This is a genomic window from Streptomyces sp. NPDC046985, assembly GCF_040644415.1.
In the GTDB taxonomy this organism is placed as follows: Bacteria; Actinomycetota; Actinomycetes; order Streptomycetales; family Streptomycetaceae; genus Streptomyces.
Genome location: NZ_JBEYWK010000006.1, coordinates 122,353 through 142,280, shown reverse-complemented (window position 1 = coordinate 142,280; position 19,928 = coordinate 122,353). Strand labels below are relative to the sequence as shown.

The 19,928-nt window shown below is 73.0% G+C and carries 18 protein-coding genes and 3 pseudogenes; 9 read left to right on the top strand and 12 right to left on the bottom strand.

The features are described from left to right. Positions 1 to 482: 482 nt before the first annotated feature. The gene (locus ABZ861_RS09875) at positions 483 to 1,451 is read right to left on the bottom strand and encodes a YafY family protein (protein ID WP_361626545.1); all 969 of its coding nucleotides are present in this window, start codon (positions 1,449 to 1,451) and stop codon (positions 483 to 485) included. A 62-nt stretch (positions 1,452 to 1,513) separates the two neighbouring features. Here ABZ861_RS09875 and ABZ861_RS09870 point away from each other — a divergent pair, with 62 nt between their 5' ends. The 5 genes from ABZ861_RS09870 (at position 1,514) to ABZ861_RS09850 (ending at position 7,925) form a co-directional block, all read left to right on the top strand. After that, on the top strand, positions 1,514 to 3,076 hold the full coding sequence (locus ABZ861_RS09870) for an MFS transporter (protein WP_361626542.1): 1,563 nt from the start codon (positions 1,514 to 1,516) through the stop codon (positions 3,074 to 3,076). 292 nt (positions 3,077 to 3,368) lie between these two features. Next, complete coding sequence (locus ABZ861_RS09865; protein ID WP_361626539.1) at positions 3,369 to 4,130, top strand: DeoR/GlpR family DNA-binding transcription regulator; 762 nt, start codon at positions 3,369 to 3,371, stop codon at positions 4,128 to 4,130. Beyond that, a complete protein-coding gene (gene pfkB / locus ABZ861_RS09860) occupies positions 4,127 to 5,074 on the top strand; it encodes a 1-phosphofructokinase (RefSeq protein WP_361626536.1) in 948 nt (315 codons plus the stop codon). The genes ABZ861_RS09865 and pfkB overlap by 4 nt, the downstream gene beginning before the upstream one ends. Positions 5,075 to 5,291: 217 nt before the next feature. Beyond that, on the top strand, positions 5,292 to 7,562 hold the full coding sequence (locus tag ABZ861_RS09855; protein ID WP_361626533.1) for a fructose-specific PTS transporter subunit EIIC: 2,271 nt from the start codon (positions 5,292 to 5,294) through the stop codon (positions 7,560 to 7,562). Between the two features lie 111 nt (positions 7,563 to 7,673). Continuing rightward, positions 7,674 to 7,925 (top strand): hypothetical protein, encoded by a 252-nt coding sequence (locus ABZ861_RS09850; RefSeq protein ID WP_361626530.1) that lies wholly within the window; start codon positions 7,674 to 7,676, stop codon positions 7,923 to 7,925. Between the two features lie 210 nt (positions 7,926 to 8,135). On the opposite strand, the gene ABZ861_RS09845 is transcribed toward ABZ861_RS09850, so the two are convergent. The 5 genes and pseudogenes from ABZ861_RS09845 to ABZ861_RS09825 form a co-directional block, all read right to left on the bottom strand. Then, the gene (locus ABZ861_RS09845; RefSeq protein WP_361626527.1) at positions 8,136 to 8,891 is read right to left on the bottom strand and encodes a DUF6227 family protein; all 756 of its coding nucleotides are present in this window, start codon (positions 8,889 to 8,891) and stop codon (positions 8,136 to 8,138) included. Positions 8,892 to 9,146: 255 nt separating this feature from the next. Beyond that, the gene (locus ABZ861_RS09840) at positions 9,147 to 10,361 is read right to left on the bottom strand and encodes an Ig-like domain-containing protein (protein ID WP_361626524.1); all 1,215 of its coding nucleotides are present in this window, start codon (positions 10,359 to 10,361) and stop codon (positions 9,147 to 9,149) included. Positions 10,362 to 10,598: 237 nt separating this feature from the next. Beyond that, positions 10,599 to 11,627: a P1 family peptidase gene (locus ABZ861_RS09835; RefSeq protein ID WP_361626521.1), complete on the bottom strand. Its 1,029-nt coding sequence runs from the start codon at positions 11,625 to 11,627 to the stop codon at positions 10,599 to 10,601. Between the two features lie 67 nt (positions 11,628 to 11,694). Further along, positions 11,695 to 12,083 (bottom strand): annotated as a pseudogene (locus ABZ861_RS09830) (low temperature requirement protein A); the annotation flags it as partial. A 36-nt stretch (positions 12,084 to 12,119) separates the two neighbouring features. Beyond that, complete coding sequence (locus ABZ861_RS09825; RefSeq protein WP_361626518.1) at positions 12,120 to 13,325, bottom strand: helix-turn-helix transcriptional regulator; 1,206 nt, start codon at positions 13,323 to 13,325, stop codon at positions 12,120 to 12,122. A 99-nt stretch (positions 13,326 to 13,424) separates the two neighbouring features. Here ABZ861_RS09825 and ABZ861_RS09820 point away from each other — a divergent pair, with 99 nt between their 5' ends. The 3 genes from ABZ861_RS09820 (at position 13,425) to ABZ861_RS09810 (ending at position 15,011) form a co-directional block, all read left to right on the top strand. Then, complete coding sequence (locus tag ABZ861_RS09820) at positions 13,425 to 13,628, top strand: hypothetical protein (protein ID WP_361626515.1); 204 nt, start codon at positions 13,425 to 13,427, stop codon at positions 13,626 to 13,628. Positions 13,629 to 13,738: 110 nt separating this feature from the next. Next, on the top strand, positions 13,739 to 14,647 hold the full coding sequence (locus tag ABZ861_RS09815) for a radical SAM protein (RefSeq protein WP_361626512.1): 909 nt from the start codon (positions 13,739 to 13,741) through the stop codon (positions 14,645 to 14,647). A 28-nt stretch (positions 14,648 to 14,675) separates the two neighbouring features. Next, on the top strand, positions 14,676 to 15,011 hold the full coding sequence (locus tag ABZ861_RS09810) for a hypothetical protein (RefSeq protein ID WP_361626509.1): 336 nt from the start codon (positions 14,676 to 14,678) through the stop codon (positions 15,009 to 15,011). Between the two features lie 122 nt (positions 15,012 to 15,133). Here the strand turns inward: ABZ861_RS09810 and ABZ861_RS09805 are convergent. After that, a pseudogene (locus ABZ861_RS09805) lies at positions 15,134 to 15,394 on the bottom strand (low temperature requirement protein A); the annotation flags it as partial. A gap of 74 nt (positions 15,395 to 15,468) precedes the next feature. On the opposite strand from ABZ861_RS09805, the gene ABZ861_RS09800 reads away from it, so the two are divergent. Further along, the gene (locus tag ABZ861_RS09800; protein WP_361626506.1) at positions 15,469 to 15,636 is read left to right on the top strand and encodes a hypothetical protein; all 168 of its coding nucleotides are present in this window, start codon (positions 15,469 to 15,471) and stop codon (positions 15,634 to 15,636) included. A 28-nt stretch (positions 15,637 to 15,664) separates the two neighbouring features. Here the strand turns inward: ABZ861_RS09800 and mscL are convergent, their stop codons facing one another. The 5 genes and pseudogenes from mscL to ABZ861_RS09775 all read right to left on the bottom strand — a co-directional run bounded on the left by mscL (position 15,665) and on the right by ABZ861_RS09775 (position 19,801). Further along, positions 15,665 to 16,171, bottom strand: a complete 507-nt coding sequence (mscL, locus tag ABZ861_RS09795) for a large conductance mechanosensitive channel protein MscL (RefSeq protein ID WP_361626503.1) — start codon at positions 16,169 to 16,171, stop codon at positions 15,665 to 15,667. A 57-nt stretch (positions 16,172 to 16,228) separates the two neighbouring features. Next, on the bottom strand, positions 16,229 to 16,750 hold the full coding sequence (locus tag ABZ861_RS09790; RefSeq protein WP_361626500.1) for a hypothetical protein: 522 nt from the start codon (positions 16,748 to 16,750) through the stop codon (positions 16,229 to 16,231). A 236-nt stretch (positions 16,751 to 16,986) separates the two neighbouring features. Further along, positions 16,987 to 17,820, bottom strand: a complete 834-nt coding sequence (locus ABZ861_RS09785) for an S-methyl-5'-thioadenosine phosphorylase (RefSeq protein ID WP_361626497.1) — start codon at positions 17,818 to 17,820, stop codon at positions 16,987 to 16,989. A 271-nt stretch (positions 17,821 to 18,091) separates the two neighbouring features. Beyond that, complete coding sequence (locus ABZ861_RS09780; RefSeq protein ID WP_361626494.1) at positions 18,092 to 18,436, bottom strand: FmdB family zinc ribbon protein; 345 nt, start codon at positions 18,434 to 18,436, stop codon at positions 18,092 to 18,094. Between the two features lie 67 nt (positions 18,437 to 18,503). Continuing rightward, positions 18,504 to 19,801 (bottom strand): annotated as a pseudogene (locus ABZ861_RS09775) (MFS transporter). Between the last annotated feature and the right edge of the window lie 127 nt (positions 19,802 to 19,928).

The window sequence follows — 19,928 nt, the reverse complement described above, 5'->3', positions numbered from 1 at the left end:
GTGCGCCCGGTGGCGAAAGACCGCGCGAACATGGCTGTGTACCGCCGCTTCAACCGACGGCGGCCCGGGAAAAACCCTCCCGGGCCCGGCTGAGGAATCCGGCCGGACGCCCGAGGCGATCCGTCGTCGCGGGCTGTCGCCTCGTACAGTTGCCGTGCGCGGGAGACCCGGCCGCGAGCCGCGTCTCACGCCACAGCACGGTATCCGCGCGGCACGTCCCGCGGATCCACGAACCACGTCCCGACGCAACTCCCCCCCGGCGCCGGGACCTCCCGCGAGCCGGGCTCCGGCGCCACTCCCCCCGGGTGCCGGAGCCCGGCTCCCTTTCGTCCGCGTCTCCGCGCCGCCCCGCGTCCGCTTCCGTCCGGAGTCCCGGCGGGGGACCTGTCCTCGCGCCGGAGGGCGGGCCACCCCGAACCTGAACCCCGGGGTGGCCCGCCCGGACGGCAGATTCTGCCACAGGGCCCGGCCCGCCGACGCGGTCAGCGGCCGTTCGCCGCCCGGGTCAGGCGTTCCCCCAAGCGCCCCACGCACTCGGCCAGTTCGGCCGGTTCGTGCACTGTGAAGTCGTATCCCGTCAGGGCCAGCCGGGCGGCGAGCCAGTCCATCGACTCCCCGACCGAGGCCCGCACCCGGCACTCCCCGCCCGGCAGCGGCTCCGGGGCGCCGAGCCAGCCGGGCAGGCGCCGCGCGACCGCCTCCGCCGGCGCCGCGAACGTCACCGTGAGCGTGTACGTCTCCTGCCTGCGCTGCATCGACTGCCGCAGGTACTCCGCCGCGCTGCCCGTGGGCAGCTCCCGTGGGGCGAACCGCGCGCCCGTGGCCAACGGCTCGCTCACCCGGTCCATCCGGAACGTGCGCCAGTCCGCCCGGTCCAGGTCGTACGCCACGAGGTACCAGCGCCGCCCGGTCGACACCAGGCGATAGGGCTCGGTCTGCCGTCGGCTGTCGGTCCCGTCCCCGGCCCGGTAGGCGAACCGCAGCCGTTCCTGCCCGGCGATGGCCGAGGCCATCACGGTCAGCGTCTCCGGTGCGACGCTCGCCGCGTCCCCGCTGACCAGCGGGGTCGTCGCGGCCTGGAGGGTGGAGACGCGGCGGCGCAGCCGGGACGGCAGCACCTGCTCCAGCTTGGCCAGTGCCCGCACCGACGCCTCGTCCAGGCCCTCGATCGCGTGCCCGGCGCCCGCCCGCAGGCCGACCGCTATCGCCACCGCCTCCTCGTCGTCGAGGAGCAGCGGGGGCATCGCCTTGCCCGCGACCAGCCGGTAACCGCCGTCGGCGCCCATGGTCGCCTGCACTGGATAGCCCAGCTCGCGGAGTCGGTCGACGTCCCGCCGCACGGTGCGCCGGGACACCCCGAGCCGGTCGGCCAGCTCGCCGCCGGGCCACTCGCGGGGCGTCTGGAGCAGGGAGAGGAGCTGGAGGAGCCGGGCCGGAGTGTCCGTCGTCATACGTCCGAGGATGCCGCAGATGTAGGACACGCTCTGACCTACACCCGACCTAGTGTGCCTGCATGACCTCCAGCGAAACCCCAGTCAGCAGTGCGGCGCAAGCCCCCGGCGACCCGGCGCGGGCAGCCGACCGCCGCCGCTGGTTCGCGCTGGCGATCGTGATGACCGCGGCCTTCATGGACCTCGTGGACGTGACGATCGTCAACATCGCGATCCCCTCCATCCAGCGGGACGCGGGCGCGTCCTTCAGCCAGATCCAGTGGATCACCGCCGGTTACGCGCTCGCCTTCGCGGCCGGGCTGATCACCGGCGGCCGGCTCGGCGACATCCACGGCCGCAAGCGGGTGTTCCTCATCGGCATCGGAGGGTTCACCGTCGCCTCCGCCCTGTGCGGCTTCGCGGTCGACCCGAGCATGCTGGTGGCCTCCCGCATACTCCAGGGCGGCATGGCGGCGCTGATGGTCCCGCAGGTGCTGTCGATCGTGCACGCCACCTTCCCGGCGCACGAGCGGGGCAAGGTCTTCGGCCTGTTCGGCGCGATCGTCGGCCTGGGCGCGGTCTCCGGCCCGCTGCTCGGCGCCCTGCTGACCGAGTGGAACCTCTTCGGCCTCGAATGGCGGCCGATCTTCCTGATCAACCTGCCGGTGGGCGCCGTCGCCCTGCTGCTGGGCAGCCGCTTCATCGCCGAGTCCAAGGCGCCGCGCGCGCTGAAACTGGACCTGGTGGGCGTGGGCCTGGTGACGCTCGGCCTGCTGATGCTGCTGTACCCGCTGACCCGCGGCCGCGAGCTGGGCTGGCCGCTGTGGGGGTACCTGTCGATGGCGGGTTCCCTGCTGGTCCTCGCGGTGCTCGTGGCCTACGAGCGGCGCAAGGCGGCGCGGGACGGCTCCCCGCTGATCGAGCTGTCGCTGTTCCGGGTCAAGAGCTTCGCGGCGGGCGTGGCGGTGCAGACCGTCTTCGGCGTCGCGCTGGGCGTGTTCTTCCTGACCTGGACCCTGTACATGCAGATCGGCCTCGGCTGGAGCCCGCTGCGGGCGGGCCTGACGGGCGTGCCGTTCTCGATCGCGGTGTCGGCGGCGGCCGGGATGTCGGTGCAGATGCTGGTGCCGCGCTTCGGCCGCAAGGTGCTCCAGGCGGGCGCGCTGCTGATGGCCGTCGGCGTGCTGCTCTACATCGGCGAGTCCGAGCGGTACGGACTGCGCATCGCCTCCTGGCAGATGGCGCTGCCGCTGGTCGTCATGGGCCTGGGCATGGGCCTGATCGTCGCCCCGCTGACCGACGCGGTGCTCTCCGAGGTGCCGCGCGAGCACGCCGGCTCGGCGTCCGGGCTGATCAACACCGTGCAGCAGATGGGCAACGCGCTGGGACTCGGCCTGGTGTCGGTGGTGTTCTTCGGCGTGATCGGCGACCGGCTGACCCCGGCCCAGGTCGGCCCGGCGTTCGTCCACGCCTTCCAGCACGCGCTGGTCTACGTGACCGCGGTGCTCGCCGTCATCTTCGTCCTGATGTCCGCCCTGCCCCGGCGCCCGGCCCAGCACGTCGAGGGCGGCGGCGACACCGGCGCCGACGCGGCGCAGACGGCGGACGGTGCGGCGCCTGCGCGGCAGGGCGAACTGGTGGCCTGATCCGGAGACGGTCGGCGGACCGCATCTCGGGGCGGTCAGCCGTCAGCGGTCAGCCGTCAGCCGTCAGCGGTCAGCGGTCAGCGGTCAGCGGTCAGCCGTCAGCGGTCATCGGATGAGGCGTGGGCCCGGCACCGGAAGGTGTGCCGGGCCTACGTCGTTTCCCCCGCCCGTGCCGCCCCCCCCGGAAGTCCGTTCACGCCCGCTTGGTTTCTGATCCCGTTTACTTTCCACACGGTCGGGCGTACTCTCCGGGGAAACCACACGTTCGGGCACGGTTCGGAGGTAAGCGGGCATGTACGCACCGGAGCGGCAGCAGGAGATCCTCCGGCTCGCCCGGGACGGCGGCCGGGTGGACGTCGTGTCGCTCGCCGAGGAGTTCCAGGTGACGGCGGAGACCATCCGCCGCGACCTCAAGGCCCTCGACCGCGCCGGCCTGCTGCGCCGGGTGCACGGCGGTGCGCTTCCGGCCGGACGCCTGGACTTCGAGCCGGACCTCACCGAGCGCGAGTCCACGGCGGCCGACGAGAAGGACCGCATCGCCAAGGCGGCCCTCGCCGAACTGCCCGCCGAGGGCACGGTGATCCTCGACGCCGGCACGACGGTGGCCCGCTTCGCCGCCGTCCTGCCCTTGGAGGCCGAGATCACCATCGTCACCCACGCGCTGCCGATCGCGGCCCGCCTCGCCGACCACCCCGGCCTCCAGCTCCACCTCGTCGGCGGCCGCGTGCGGCACCGCACGCGAGCGGCGGTGGACGCCTGGGCGCTCAGGGCGTACGGCGAGATCCGCGCCGACGTGCTGTTCGTCGCCGCCAACGGCTTCTCCGCCGCCCACGGTCTGACCACCCCCGATCTCGCGGAAGCGGCGGTGAAGCGCGCGGCGATCGCCGCCGCCCGCCGCGTGGTGCTGCTCGCCGACTCCGCCAAGCACGGCCAGGAGCACTTCGCCCGCTTCGGGGACCTGAGCGACGTGGACCTGCTGATCACCGACAGCGGGCTGAGCCCCGAGGACGCCGCCGCCCTCGGGTGCGGCGGCACGGAAGTAGTACGCGCATGATCGTCACCGTCACCCCCAACCCTTCGCTGGACCGCACCTACGAAGTCCCCCGCCTCGACCGCGGCGGAGTCGTCCGCGCCTCCGGCGAACGCGTGGACCCGGGCGGCAAGGGCGTGAACGTCTCGCGCGCCGTCGCCGCCGCGGGCCGCCGCACGGTCGCGGTGCTGCCCCTCGGCGGCGCGCCGGGCGCTCTCGTCGCGGAACTGCTCGACGCACAGGGCATCGAGGTCGCGCCGGTCCCCGTGGCCGGCGCCACCCGGTCCAACATCGCGCTCGCCGAGGCCGACGGCGTCCTGACGAAGATCAACGCCCCCGGCCCGCAGCTCGGCCCGCCGGAGCGGGAACTGCTCCTGGAGACCGTGCGCCTGACCTCGCGCGGCGCCGACTGGATCGCCTGCTGCGGCAGCCTGCCCCGCGGCCTCGCGCCCTCCTGGTACGCCGACCTGGTCGCCGGGGCGCACGCCGCCGGGGGCCGCATCGCCCTGGACACCTCCGGGCCCGCCCTGCTCCAGGCGCTGCGCGAGGGCCCGGACGTGGTCAAGCCCAACGCCGCGGAACTCGCCGAGGCCGTCGGGCGCCCCCTGGCGACGGTGGGCGACGCGCTGAAGGCGGCCGAGGAACTGCGCGCCCTGGGCGCCCGCACCGTGCTGGCGAGCCTGGGCGCCGACGGCCAGCTCCTGGTGGAGGACACGGGCGTCTGGTTCGGCAGCGCGCGCGTCGACGCGGTCCGCAGCAACGTCGGCGCCGGCGACTCCTCGCTCGCGGGGTTCCTGATCGCGGGCGGCTCCGGCCCCCGGGCCCTGGCCTCCGCGGTCGCGCACGGCGCCGCGGCGGTCGGACTGCCCGGCAGCGTGATGCCGACGCCGGACGACCTGGACCCGGGCGCGGTGACGGTCACCGCGGACGTCCCGGCCGACCGCCTCCTGACGGAGCCGGCCCCGTGACCGCCCGCCGCGCCGCCCCCGCGCGCCGTTCCCTCTCCGGCCCCTCAGCGCCCTCCGCCCCTTCAGCCCTCTTCACCGCTCCCCACCGAGCCGCCGTCCCCACGGTCCGCTCGTGCGCCACCCCCGGCCCTGCTGCCACCCCCCGCGTCACCCCCGTTCCCGTCCCCACCCCCGCCCCTCCCCATCACGGGGCGATACGCGTGCGAAGGAGCCCGCGATGAGCGAGATGATCACCGCGGACCTGGTCGATCTCGACCTGTCCGCCGACACCAAGGAAGCGGCGGCGCGCGCGCTCGCCGAGCGGATGGCGGCCCAAGGGCGGGTGACCGACCTGGAGGGCTTCCTCGCCGACGTCGCCGCCCGCGAGGCGCAGACGCCGACCGGCCTCGACGGCGGCATCGGCATCCCGCACTGCCGCAGCGCTCACGTCACCGAGCCGACGCTCGCCTTCGGGCGCAGCGCCGCCGGCATCGACTTCGGCGCCCCGGACGGCCCGGCCGACCTGGTGTTCCTGATCGCCGCTCCGGCCGGCGCCGACGACGCCCACCTGACGATCCTGTCCTCGCTGGCGCGGAAGCTGATGAACGCCGAGTTCACCGGCGCGCTGCGCGCGGTGGACGACGCCGGGCGCGCGGCGGCCCTCATCCGCGGCGACGCGACGCCGACGGAGGAACCGGCCGCCGACGTCCCGGCCCCCACCCCGGCCGTCGCCTCGGCCGCGACGTCAGCCCCGACGTCGGCCGGGACTCCCGCCGAGGCGCCGTCCCCGGATGCGAGCGCGTCGGCCGGCGCCGCTACGAACACTGCTCCCGCAGACACCGCCACCGCAGGCGCCGACACGGACACCGCCCCCGCGGGCGCCGTACCCACCGCAGACTCCGCCGCGACGCCGGGAGCGGCCTCTCCCGGCGCCGCGGCGGGTACCACCACGAGGCCCGGCGCCCCGGCGACCGCCGCGGGCGACCGCCCCTTCCGCATCGTCGCCGTCACCTCCTGCCCCACCGGCATCGCCCACACCTACATGGCGGCCGAGTCGCTGGAGAACGCCGGACGCGAGGCGGGCGTCGAGGTGACCGTCGAGACGCAGGGCTCGGCCGGCTTCACCCGGCTCGACCCGGCGGTGATCGCGGCGGCGGACGGCGTGATCTTCGCGCACGACGTCCCCGTGCGCGACAAGGACCGCTTCGCCGGGAAGCCGACCGTCGACGTCGGCGTCAAGGCGGGCATCAACCGGCCCGCCGAACTGATCGGCGAGGTGCGGCAGAAGGCCGCGCGCGGCGAGGCGACCGCCCCGGCGGCGTCCGGCGCGAGCCCGGTCGAACGGTCCGGCGAGGCGGGCGAGGGGTATGGGACCAAGCTGCGCAAGTGGCTGATGTCCGGCGTTAGTTACATGGTCCCGTTCGTCGCGGCGGGCGGTCTGCTGATCGCCCTGGGCTTCGCGATCGGCGGCTACCGCATCAACAAGGCGCCCTCCGTCGTGGACCACTTCATATGGAGCCAGGGCGATAGCTGGGCGGCCCTGCTGTTCCAGATCGGCGGGGTGGCCTTCGCCTTCCTGGTCCCGGTCCTGGCCGGCTACATCGCCTACGGCATGGCGGACCGCCCCGGACTCGTGCCCGGCTTCGTCGGCGGCTCGATCGCCCTCACCGTCAACGCGGGCTTCCTCGGCGGTCTCGCGGCCGGCCTGATCGCCGGCGGCGTGGTGATGGGAGTCCAGAGGGTGCGGATCCCCGCCGCGCTGCGCGGCATCATGCCGGTGGTGGTGATCCCGCTGATCTCCTCGGCGGTGGTCGGCTTCCTGATGTTCGTGGTCATCGGCAAGCCCATCGCCGCCGCGCAGAAGGCGATGACCGACTGGCTGAACGGCCTCACCGGCTCCAACGCCGTCCTGCTCGGCGCGCTGCTCGGCCTGATGATGTGCTTCGACCTCGGCGGCCCGGTCAACAAGGTCGCCTACACCTTCGCCACCGCCGGAATCGCGGTGTCCGACCCGAGCGACTCCGCGATGAAGATCATGGCGGCGGTGATGGCGGCGGGCATGGTGCCTCCGCTGGCGATGGCCCTGGCCACGACCGTGCGCGGCAGGCTGTTCACCCGCGCCGAGCGCGAGAACGGCAAGGCGGCCTGGGTGCTGGGCGCCTCCTTCATCTCCGAGGGCGCGATCCCGTTCGCGGCGGCCGACCCGCTGCGCGTCATCCCCGCCTCCATGGTCGGCGGCGCGCTCACCGGCGCCCTGTCGATGATCTTCGGCGCCACGCTGCGCGCCCCGCACGGCGGCGTCTTCGTGGTCCCGCTGATCGGCAACCCCTTCCTCTACCTGATCGCCATCGCGGCCGGCGTGTGCGCGACGACCGCGCTGGTCGTCGTCCTCAAGTCGCTGCGCAAGCCCGCCGAGGGCGGCGCGGCCGGGGACGCGGCCGGCAGCGGGGCGAGCGGCCAGGACGCCCCGGCCGGGTCGGCGGAGCGCAAGCACCCGGTGGCGGCCTGATCCGGAACGCGCAGATCAAGCGCCTTTGCGGTGCGATGAGTAGTTCACGTCACCTGCGAGGTACGTCACGGTCCGGGGCCCACGCCCCGGACCGTGGTGTTCACTTGAGGCATGCCTGACCACGTCTCGACCGTCATGTGGCTCGGCGTGGCCATACCCGCCGTCTTGATGGCCGCCAGCGCCGTCGCCCTCGCCGGCTACCGGTACGGTCTGCGCTTCGAGCTCCGCCGCCGCCAGCCCGTCGCCTCCACGGTCATACCGCCGCAGCGCGGCTCCGGCCCGCACCGGGAGTACGTCGAGCTGACCCCGGCCGAGCGCGCCGCCTTCGCCGGACTGATGCGCCAGCTCGGCAACGGCCGCTGAACGCCCGCCGGGACCGTCACGCCCGCCGGGACCTCTGGGACCGCCACGCCCCCCGGGACCTTCACGACCTCCGGGACCGCTACGCCCGCCGCGGCGGCCCGCCGTCGCCCGGCTCACCGCACCCCCGCGCCGACCCGGCTTCAGCGCACCTGCGCCGACGGGCTCACCGCACCTGCGCCGCCGGGCTCACCGCCCCCGCCGCCGCCCGGCTCAGCTCACTCGCGCCGCCCGGTCCTCCATGGCGTTTCGGGCCGCGTCCTCCGTGGCGTAGACCTCGCACATGTGGCGCCCGTCGGGAGTCGCCGTGTGCTCGACCTCCCACAGCGACGTCTCCCTGCCGTCCCCCAGCAGGAACGCGTGCTCGTAGAGCGAGAAGCACAGGCCGGTGCGGCCCGCGCGGCACGGGCGGCCGAACGCCTGCGTGATCCGGTGCCCGCACGCGGCCTCCAGCACGGCGGCGACGTCCGCGCCCGGCCGGTCCGCGTTCTCCGCGCGCCGCAGCAGACGGCGCGCGTGGTCGGCCGAGGCGTCGGGGGCGTAGGCGCGCGGGATCTCGGGCATGGAAGAGAGCGAGGAGAGCAGCGACGGCGGCGGCAGTTCCAGCTCCGGGGCGTCCGACGGCAGCGGCAGCCGGACGGTGGCCGCGCGCAGCTCCTCCTCGTCGACGTACAGCTCGTGCTGCGGCTCGCCGGTGAGGGCGGTGTTGTGCACCAGCTCCCACAGGGTCAGCGCCGAGCCGTCGGCGAGCAGCCAGGTGTGCCGGTAGGTCTCGCGGTGCAGCCCGGCGCTGTGCATCGCCGAGTGCAGCGAGCCGTCGTAGGCCAGCGCCGACTCCATGGGCCGCAGGGCCTCGTCGGGCAGCTCGAAGGAGTTCAGGGCGCGGCCGAGGAGCCGCGCGAGGCGCTCCTCGGGGGACTGGGTCGACTCGCGTGGCTCGTGCGCCGCCGTCTCGTACGGAACGCTCAAGGCTTCTCCCGGCGTTGCTGCATGTCACCTGGTGGGTGCATACCGTAGCCCCTCGGTCGGCCGTCGTCTCCGGGAACGGGGAAAAGAACCGGAAAAGACCCGGAGATCTCGGCCGACCCGGGCCGGCGGGGAAGCCGTCGCCCAGCGAACGCCCAGGCCGCGTGGGGAGTTCCCCGCGCGGCCCCCGCCCGTGCCGCGGCGCCCTGCCCGTCGGGAAGCGCGCGGCTCACCGAGGGGCGGGGGACCGCGGCACGGTCACAGCGCGCTGCCCGCGGTCCACTGACTCCACGGCATGTTCCAGCCGTTGAGCCCGTTGTCCGGCGCGACGGTCTTGTCGGCGGAGTGCTCGACCACCACGACGTCGCCGAGCAGCGAGTGGTCGTAGAACCACCCGGCGTCGGTGGCGCCCTGGCCGCCCCGGAGGTCCGCCATGCCGACGCAGCCGTGGCTGGAACCCACCCGCCCGAACGGCGGATTGTCCTTCTTGTACCAGTAGTTGCCGTGGATGAAGGTGCCGGACTCCGTCAGGCGCATCGCGTGCGGCACGTCCGGTATGTCGTACTCGCCGCCCAGGGAGACCGTCTGGCTGTTCATCCGCGTCTGGGCGAACTTCTCCGAGATCACCATCATGCCGTTGTACGTGGTGTGCTCCGGGCTGCCGGTGGAGACCTTGAGCGTCCGGACGGTCCGTCCGTCGCGGACGACCCTCATGGTCTGCGACGCGGCGTCCACCGTGGAGACCTGGGAGCGGCCGACGGTGAACGTCACGGTCTTGCGCTGCACGCCGTAGAGGCCGTCGGCGCCCCGCACGCCGTCCAGATCGATCCGCATCGTGACCTTGGAACCGGGCTTCCAGTACTCCTCGGGCCGGAAGTCGAGCCGCTGCGCGCCGAACCAGTGGCCCGCCACCCGCTGTCCGCTGCTGGAGGCGACCGTGATGTGCGACTGCACGGCCTTCTCGTCGCGGATCGCCTTGTCGAACACGAACGACACCGGCATGCCCACGCCCACCGTGGTCCCGTTCTCCGGGGTGTAGGCGCCGATGAAGCTGTGCGCCGTGGTGACGGTGGTGAACTCGGACGTGGCGGTGGCCGTGCGGCCGTCCGCGCCCTTCGCGGTCGCCGAGATCCGGTACTTCTCGCCGCGCTCCAACTGCTCCTTCGGCTTCCAGGCGGCGCCGTCCGCCGTGATCGCGCCCGGCACGGCCTGCCCGGAGGCCGCCGTGGTCATCCGGACTCCGGTGAGCCGGCCGTGACTGACCTGGACCCCGGTCGCGTTGATGGACGCTCCGGTCGATCCGTCCTTGGCCGAGATGACGATCTGCGCGCCGGGGGCCACGGTCCCCTGCCCGCCGCCGCTCTTGGCGTCGCCTGCGGCGCCGCCGCCGCATCCGGTGAGGGCGAGGGCGCCGACCATCAGGGCGGCACACGCCCCCAGTACGCGCCGCGCTGCTGTGTCCGGCCTTGTCACGGGCTGCTCCCGGGTCGTGTGGAGGGCGTGGTCCGCCGCAGTGTGTGGGGAGAGAGGCGGATCGCCCGGCCCCGGGTTCCCGCCCCGCGCCTCACGGGCTCGCACGTGACAGAACCGCGACAAACGAGGCCCGGTGGAGACGGGGAGGGGGCCGTTCCGCTGCCGACAGCGTCCCGGGGAAGCGACTGTCCGCGAAAAACCGACGGACGGCCCGCGCGGTCCGGCGACCGCCTCCTCTCACCCGGCCCCGTACAACTCCTCGTAGGCCGGCCACCATCCGCCCGGCCCGTTCACCGGTTCCGCCGCGCGGACGGCGTGGACGATCGCGCGGGTCACGACGTCCGCTCCGGCGGCGAGGATCTCGTTCAGCGCGAGCGGCTGGGCCGGGTCGAGCGGGCGGGCGCCGGTGGCCAGCGCGAACACCGTGTCGCCGTCGTTGAGCAGGTGCACCGGGCGGACGGCGCGGGCGATGCCGTCGTGCGCGGTCCCGGCGAGCTTCTGCGCCTGCGCCTTGGACAGGTCGGCGTCGGTGGCGACCACGGCGAGCGTGGTGTTGAGCGGCGGCGGCGCGTTGCGCGCGGCGGACTCGGCCATGCGCCGCCGGGCCGCCTCGTGCACCCCGGCGCCGGGATACTCCACCCGCCCCTGGAACAACTCCCCGTACAGCACCCCCGTTTCGGGATCCACCGCCGATCCGGCCGCGTTGGCCACCACGAGGGCCGCCACCGTGACGCCCGAGTCGAGCACCGTGCTCGCGCTGCCGACCCCGCCCTTGAGCGGGCCCACCGCCGCTCCCGTCCCGGCGCCGACGCAGCCCTGCGGCACGCGGGCGCCCGGGTCGCTCGCCGCCGCGGCCCGCACCGCCTCGCGTCCGGCGGCCGCGTCCGGGCGGGCCCGGAAGTCGCCGCCTCGGCCCAGGTCGAACACGCAGGCCGCGGGCACGACCGGCACGACATGGGAGGGGTCGGGCCCGACGCGCACCCCGCGCCCGTGCTCCTCCAGCCAGGCCATCACCCCCGAGGCGGCGTCCAGACCGTAGGCGCTGCCTCCGGTCAGCACGACTGCCTCCACCGTCCGCACCAGGTTGCGCGGGTCGAGGGCGTCGGTCTCCTTGGTGCCGGGGCCGCCGCCGCGCACGTCCACCGCGGCGACGGCGCCGCCCTCGGGGGCCAGTACGACCGTCGTTCCGGTGAGCTGTCCTCCGCCCCTGCGCGTCGCATGGCCCACCCGCACACCGGGGACGTCCGTCAGAGCGTCAGCTTTCATGGGGGACAGTCTCGCGGCCCGGCGCCCGGCGGGCCGCGAAGGCGACGCTCACCGCCACCGCCACCGCCAGCGCCGAGACGAGGCCCGTGGCGGCCGACGCCTCCAGGGCCGACAGACGTGTCCTGCCGACAGACGTGTCCTGCCGACCGCCTGCTCCACCGCCACCTCCAGGCCCGCGCCGATCGCCGCCGCCGAGGCGAGGATCAGGTAGTGGCCGTAGCCCCACAGGAACGCGTCGCGGCTGGCGCGCAGATGCGCGTGGACCGGCGCCACGAAGTAGATCCACCAGGCGGAGAAGACGATCAGCAGGCCGCCCACCGCGATCGGCAGCAACGCGCCCAGCGCGTCGTGCTCGTCGGCGGCCGACTTCACCGCGATCGTGGCCGCCGAGACCGTCTCGCCCAGCACGATGAGGGTGAACAGCCCGTACCGCTCGGCGATGTGGTGCGGGTGCCAAGGGAAAGACGTGGCGGTTCGAGGGCTTCCGTGCGTTCAGGCAGCGTTGTCGGCGAGCAAGGAGGAAACCTCGGGAACATCCGCGAAGTCCTGCAAACGGGCCATGACGACCTTGATTCGTTCGGCGGTGCGCTCCGATGCGACATCAGCAGAAATCCTGATGACGCGCTCTGCAACTATCGCCGCCTCTTCGGGCTCGTTCGCATCGGCTAGCGCGACAGCAAGCCATGAGAGATAGAGGGCAATTTCGCGGGTGTGTGTGGCGTCGTACTTCTTGAGAACGCCCCTTAATAGCGGGACGGCACGTAGCGGCCGATGCAGTTCCGTGTAAACGCGAGACTCCATGACTTGGAGTTCTCCGGCATCGACCCAATACAAATAGGCTGGGGCCTCACTCTCCTCGCTGTCCTCCGCCAATGCCTCTGCTGCTTCTCCGAGCGCCCGCATAGCTGATTGCGCTTCTCCTGCCTGCGTATGCGCCCACGCAACCCTGTCGAGATAGAGCGCTCGGGCTTTCGCAGGGGCGTTGACTCCCGCTTCTCTCAAAGCCGCCTGAGCGAGTAGCAGCCCTTCTGCCTCTCGGCCGGTATTGCTCATCTGGTAGGCAAGAGACCCTGCCAGATTCCCGGCTAGGGTGTGGTCCCCGGCCTGCCTTGCCGCGCTGATCCCCAACCTGTAAATGCGCTCGGCTTCATCGCGCTGCCCGGCGTCGCTGGCGATCCATCCGACGATCTGCGCCAATTCGCCAATCTGGCTGAGGAGTTGCCGTCCCACTTCGCCTGTGTGCGAGCTTTCCCGGTACAGCCTGACGGCTGATCGGAGTTCCCGAAGCGCCGGGCGGATCAGATCACCCCCGGCGAGAACATCATCAGCGAGCCTGAGCCCGTGCACCCGCTGCTGTAGGTCATTGACTGATTGGATGCCTAAGCGACGCCCCGTGCGAACAGTGAGAAGGCTTAGCGGGTCCTCGGCGGGGACGAAGTCAGCAAGAGTCGGCAAAGGAATTTCAGTTGTCCTCTGCGGCTCTTTGAGGGTGGTCACCGGAACGCCGAGGGCTGTCGCGATGAACGGCAACCATTCGCGGGGGGTGCGCTTGCCCGTCTCGTACCGGCTGATTTCCTGCCGCCCGATGGGTTCACCGTTGATCCCGGCAGCACGGCACGTCTCCCGTGCTAGACGCGCTTGGCTCCACTCCCGCTCTTCACGAAGGCGCTTGATGTTGGCCCCGATGGTGCTGGTCATGCACCCAGTCTGGCCGACAACTGGCCTACAGGCGGCCGCTAGTCGGAGATCGGACGCGGTCGGAGGGTGGACCCCGGATCGCCGACGCGAGGGGACGACATGACCACCACGCAGACGACGCAGGCGGACCCCGCAGGCCTCGCGTTGAGGTTGCAGGGCGAACCCAAGCCCGTGCCGGGGCGCCCGCTGTGCGACAGCATCGCAACCGACCGAGACCGCGCGCAGGCCAACGGCGACGCCAGTGGCGTAAGTGACTGCAACGTCCGGATGGGGCGACACCTGACCGCTACTGGCCGCCTCTGATCTCGGCCCCTGCCGAACGTAGCCGAACTGGGGCTCCCTTCGATGCCCATTCGGAATCCCGGCAGGGGCGGTGTCCTGTCCGCTGAACACCAGTCGTAAGGAGTCTCACGATGAGCGCTGCCCGAAACCGACTGAAATTTGTGTGGTTGGAGGTGACGGGTCTTTGCAACGAGTTCTGCGGTCATTGCTATGCGGACTCGTCTCCGAAGGGAACGCATGGCGCCATGACCGTGCGGGACTGGAAGCGCACCATCGACCAGCTCGCTGAAATCGGCGCGCTTGACGTGCAGTTCATCGGCGGGGAACCCACCCTGTACCCGCACCTTCGGGAGCTGATCACGCACGCTCACGGCGCGGGTCTGTCTGTCGAAGTGTTCTCGAACATGACCCACATCCAGGATGAGCTGTGGGAGACCTTTACGGGGTGCGGGGTCAAGCTCGCAACGTCGTACTACTCCGATACGGCGGAGGAACACGACGAGGTGACCAGGCTCCGGGGTTCCCACAAGAAGACGCGGGCGAACATCGAAAAGGCGCTCAGCCTGAATATCCCGCTTCGGGGTGGCGTCGTCGCTGTGCAGTCCGGGCAGCGCGTCCGGGAGGCGGCACGGGACCTTTCGGCGCTTGGTGTGGGAACTGTCGGCGGAGACCGCACCCGTGCCTTCGGACGGGCCGGCAAGGGCGCTGAGCCGACCATCGGTGACCTGTGCGGGCACTGTGCGCATGAGAAGTGCGCCATTGGCCCCGACGGGAACGTGTGGCCGTGCGTGCTGGGACGGTTCCTGAATGTCCGGAACGTGCTTGAGTCGCCGCTTTCCGAAATCTGGGAAGGGGTGCGAATGGCGGCGGTGCTGGCCGATATCTCTGCTGTTCACGGAGAGGGCGCGCAATCGTGTACGCCCCCGCAGTTCCTGCCCATGTGCGGGCCATGCGGTCCATGCGTCCCATCCGTGGGGCACTGCGACCCGAGAGAGGCAGACAGCTCAGCGGCCACGGATACGATCGGCGCACCTGCGTAAGACGCTGAGATCACCAGGGAGCACGCACATGCACGATCACGGTGACGACTTCGGCCCGTGGGGCGTGGACGGCAACGCCAGCGCCATACAGCGAACCGAAGAGGAGTGGGCCACCATCGCCCGGTACATCCGGCACGCCGCGGACAAGGTGGGCCCCGATCTTCCGCTGTGTCTGCCTGGCGAGCCTCAGCAGTGCGGGCGGACTGCTCAGCAACACGTCTTGGCGTGGTCGGCGCATCTGAAGGCGGCGGCTCATCACCTGATCGAGCAAGCCACCCCCAGCAGGGAGAGGGGCGCTCACGCCGCCGGGGCCGTGTACCAGCGGCGGCTAGCTGAGCTGCGGGACCAGAGCACCCGCGGGTAAGCCCCTCAGCGACGCTCGCATCCGCCCCGTCCCGCACCACCCCCGTGGTGTGCGGCGGGGCTCTTTCGCGTTTATCCCCGCTGCTCAGACGCCCCGCGATGAAGTGTTGCTCCGTTGGTTCACGCCCACCAGACGGCGAAGAACACCATCGCGTAGTTCAGGATGCCCGTGGCGGCCCGGCCCTCCGCCACGGTGTGCACCAGCTCCGTGCCCGCCTGCGCCACCGCCACGACGAAGCACAGGTCGAACAGCAGCTCCAGCGAGGAGGCGACCCGGTGCTCCTCGTGGCGCCCGCGCGCCGTCAGCGGGCGGAGGGGACGCAGGGGGTGGGGCGGACGGCTCCTGGGGGCGGAACCCCCGGGGAATCCGGAACGGGACGTCATGGCTCCCAGCACAGCAGAAACCGGCCGGGACCGCCCGGGACGGGCGGGCGGGGCGGTCACCGTACCCTGGAGGCATGACCACCGCTCCCGAGCCGCGCGATCCCAAGAACGCGCTGATCTTCGACGATCCGCTGAACCAGCAGTCCACGGACGACACCGACCGGGGCTGGGGCGAGCGCGCGGACGGCGCCGCCGCCGACCTCAAGCGCTTCCTGGACGAGAAGCCGCCCCACCACCTCTGAGGCCGGCGTGGCCCGCGCTGCCGGGCCGCTACCGTCCGCCCTGCTCCCGCGCGCCGCCCTGCTGCGGAACTCCCGGCTCCGGCACGCCCTGCCGCGGGCCGCGTTGGGCGACCAGCTCGTCGCGGATATCCTGGAGCACCTGTAGCTCGGTCACCTGCGCGACCTCCTCGGAGCCCTCCTTCGCCTTCCGGCGCGCCTCCTGCCGGGCCAGGAACTTGGCCATCGGCAGCACCATCAGGAAGTAGACCACCGCCGCGGTGATCGTGAACTGAAGCGCGGCGCCCAGGACCGAGCCCCACATGATGCGGATGCCGTCGTCGCCCTTGCACGTCTCGCTCAGGCAGGAGTTGTAGTGGTCGAGGTTCTGCGTGCCGATCGCTCCGACGACCGGATTGATCACTCCCTTCACGACCGAGCTGACGATGTTGCTGAAGGCGGCGCCGACGACTACGGCGACGGCTAGATCGACGACGTTCCCGCGCATCAGAAAGGCTCTGAAGCCCTGCCAGACGCTCGGGTCCTTCTTTGCGCTCACCTGTGGCCCCTCCTAGGACGTACCGGTTGCTGAACAAACAGTTCAGCAACCTACGGCTCACCACCGGGTCACCGCCAGCCGGGTCCGCGCATTGGCCCGGGACGGACGCGTCGCGGTGGAGCGCGGCACGACGGGCGCGACCGGCGCGCGCCTCGCGTCCGGCGCTCTGACCTGGTCGGATGGGGGAGCGGACGCAGAACCGGTGTCTTCGGCGCCCGAGGTGTCCGCGGCGCCCGGGGTGTCCGCGGCGCCCGGGGTGTCCGCTCGGCCGCTGATGTCCGGCATGCCGGCGAGGGCGTGCGCGGTCCGTGGAAAGCCGGTGCGCGGTACTCCGATGTGCGGCGCTCCGGGCGCCGCGCGGGCGCCCGCCGCCAGGGCCACCGCGGCTACGGCGAGCCCGGCGGCCACGGGCCGCCGGCGCCGGCGCAGCAGCCGGCGCACGCCGCCCGGCCCGCCCCGCAGCCGCACCGGCGCGAAGTGCGGCACCTCGCGGGGAGCGGGGACGTCTGAGGGCGCGCGGACGTCATGCGCGGGGACGCTGATGTCGACGGCGAAAGGACGACGGGACGGCGCGGACACGGGACCACCACCTGCGGTGCGGGGACGGGCGGAATCGCTTGCGACCCCCACGATCGGGCATCGCGCCGCCGCCCGCTTGAGCCTGTGAGCTACTCACGGGTTGTGGACAACCGCCCCACCCCGACGGGCGGTGTGCGCAGCGCAGCCGCTGGGCACAGCCCCCCGCGGCGCCGCCGCACCCGCACGTCCCGTGCGCCCCGCCCGGCCGCCGGGCAGCCCCCTCGCCCCGTCATGCGCTACGGCAGCGCGAACCCCGGATCCATGCCGCCCAGCGCGTTCGCGCACGGGCAGTCCCGCTCCCCGGGGGCGGGCAGCGCGGCCACGGCGTCGAACAGGACGCCCCGCAGCCGCTCCACGTTGGCGGCGAACACCCGCAGCACCTCCTCGTGGGAGACGCCCTCGCCGCTCTCGGCGCCGGCGTCGAGGTCGGTGACCAGGGTCAGCGAGGTGTAGCAGAGTTCCAGTTCCCGGGCGAGCGCCGCCTCGGGGTGACCGGTCATGCCCACCACGGACCAGCCCTGCGCCTGGTGCCACAGCGACTCGGCGCGGGTGGAGAAGCGCGGCCCCTCGACCACGACCAGCGTGCCGCCGTCGACCGCGTCCCAGTCCTGTCCGCGGGCCGCCTTCAGCGCGGCGGCCCGGCCCGCGGGACAGTAGGGGTCGGCCAGGGAGACGTGCACGACGTTCGGCAACGAGCCGTCGGCCAGCGGCAGCCCGTCGAAGTAGGTCTGCTCGCGGGACTTGGTGCGGTCGGCGAACTGATCCGGCACGAGCAGCGTGCCCGGTCCGTACTCGGGGCGCAGACCGCCCACCGCGCACGGGCCGAGGACCTGGCGCACGCCCACCGAGCGCAGCGCCCAGAGGTTGGCCCGGTAGTTGATGCGGTGCGGCGGAAGGTGGTGGCCGCGGCCGTGCCGGGGCAGGAACGCCACGCGCCGCCCGGCGATCTCGCCGAGGAACAGGGAGTCGCTGGGCGCCCCGTACGGCGTGTCCACCTGGATCTCGGTGACGTCGTCCAGGAACGAGTAGAAGCCGGAACCGCCGATGACACCGATCTCTGCGTTCGCCATGGACAGCACCCTAGGCCCTGCCCTCAAGCACCCCTCAGCCACCCTGCGCGGCACCCGCCAGCCACCCTTCGCTGCGCCCCTCAGCCACCCTGCGCGGCGCCCGCCAGCGCCCTGCGCGGCGCCCGCCCACCCCCGGCGCAACGCGAACCGCACCGCACCCCTCCTGCGAACGCGGCCCCCGAACGTGCCGCCCCCCGAACGCAGCGAACCCCGCGGTCACACGACGGCGGGGTCCCGGAAGCGGAGGATGGGCGATGACGCCCTGGCAGCCCTACGAGGAGGACGACGAAGACGTGGAGGAAGACGACGAAGACGAAGAAGTCGACGAGGAAGACGAAGACGACGACGCACCCTCGCTCGACGACGAGGTGCTCGACGAGCCCGAAGAACCAGACGCCCCAGAGGCCTTGGCGGACGCCGGGCTGCTGGTCGACGAGGAGCCGCGGCTGTCGTTGCGGTAGAAGCCGGAGCCCTTGAAGACGATGCCGACCGCGGAGAACACCTTCTTCAGGCGGCCACCGCAGTGAGGGCACTCGGTGAGCGCGTCGTCGGTGAACTTCTGCACCGCCTCGAGGCCCTCGCCGCACTCGGTGCACTGGTACTGGTAGGTCGGCACTGTCTTCCTCCTGGCACTCTGACTCGATGAGTGCTAACGAGGGTCCATAGTGACGCATTCCCCCGGATCAGTCCACTGTGACGGCGGTGCGGTGACCGACGCCACGCGCACGGTGCGGCCGCCGTCCCGCGCGGCGAGCCGCGAGCGCAGCGCCACCAGGGTGATCAGCGCGAGCACCGTCCCGGCCATCGGGACCAGGAACCCGGCGCCGCCCCAGAGGCGGTCCTCCAACTGCCCGCCCGCCGTCACCGCCGCGGCCTGGCCCAGCGCGACCGCGCCGGTGAGCCAGGTGAACGCCTCGGTGCGGGCGCCGGCCGGAACCAGGCCCTCCACCAGGGTGTATCCGGTGATCAGGGACGGCGCGACGCACATGCCGACCAGCAGGCCGAGCGCGGCCAGCAGCGGCGCCGAGTGCGCCGTCCACAGGGTGGATGCGGCCAGCGCCAGGGCGGCGTAGCCGAGCACCAGGCGGCGCTGCGGGGCCGCCTTCCAGGCGAGGGCGCCGCAGACGGCGCCGGAGAGCATGTTGCCCGCGGCGAACGTGCCGTACAGCACGCCGTTCAGGCCCGGCGCCCCGATCGACTCGGTGAACGCGGCCAGCGAGACCTGCATGCCGCCGAAGACCGCGCCGATGCCGAGGAAGACCGCGATCAGCACGCGCACTCCGGGCACGCCCAGGGCTGAGGCGTGCTCCCCGCGTGCGGGACCGCCGTCCGCCGCGGCCGTCGGCTGGGTGCGCCCCTGCGCGGCGAACAGCAGACCGCCGACCAGGGTCAGCCCGGCCTCCGCGAGCAGGCCGGCCGCCGGGGCGACGGCCGTGCACAGGGCGGTCGCCAGCAGCGGCCCGAGCACGAACGTCAGCTCGTCGGTGACCGACTCGAAGGCGGCCGCGGTGGTCGTCAGCGGCGAGTCCTGAAGGACCACGCCCCAGCGGGCGCGCACCATGGGGCCGATCTGCGGCACCGAGGCGCCGGTCGGCGCCGCCGCCGCGCACAGCGCCCACAGGGGGGCGTGCGCCAGGGCGAGGCCGGTCAGCGCCAGCCCGGCCAGGGCGTGCGCCAGGACGCTGGGGACCAGGACGGCGCGCTGCCCGTAGCGGTCGGCGAGGCGGCCGCTCCAGGGCGCGCACAGCGCCATGGAGACGCCGGTGACGGCCGCGACGGCGCCCGCCGCGCCGTAGGAGCCGGTGGTGTGCCGCACCAGCAGCACCAAGGAGACGGTGAGCATCGCGAACGGCTGGCGGGCCGCGAAGCCGGGGAGCAGGAACGTCCAGGCGCCGCGTGTGCGCAGCAGTGACCCGTATCCCGGTCGGGAGGGCGCCGTCGAAGGCGTAGAGGGGTCGGTGGCGGTGACCGCGGATGCCACGGCCGTGCCTTTCTGCCGCCTGGTAGCGCCGGCCCGGGGAGCGGGCGCGCGCCGAGAGCTGTCCTCTTGTGCGGACTGCGGTAGATGCCGGCGCCCGCTGCGGGGGCGACCCGACCGCCATACGGTC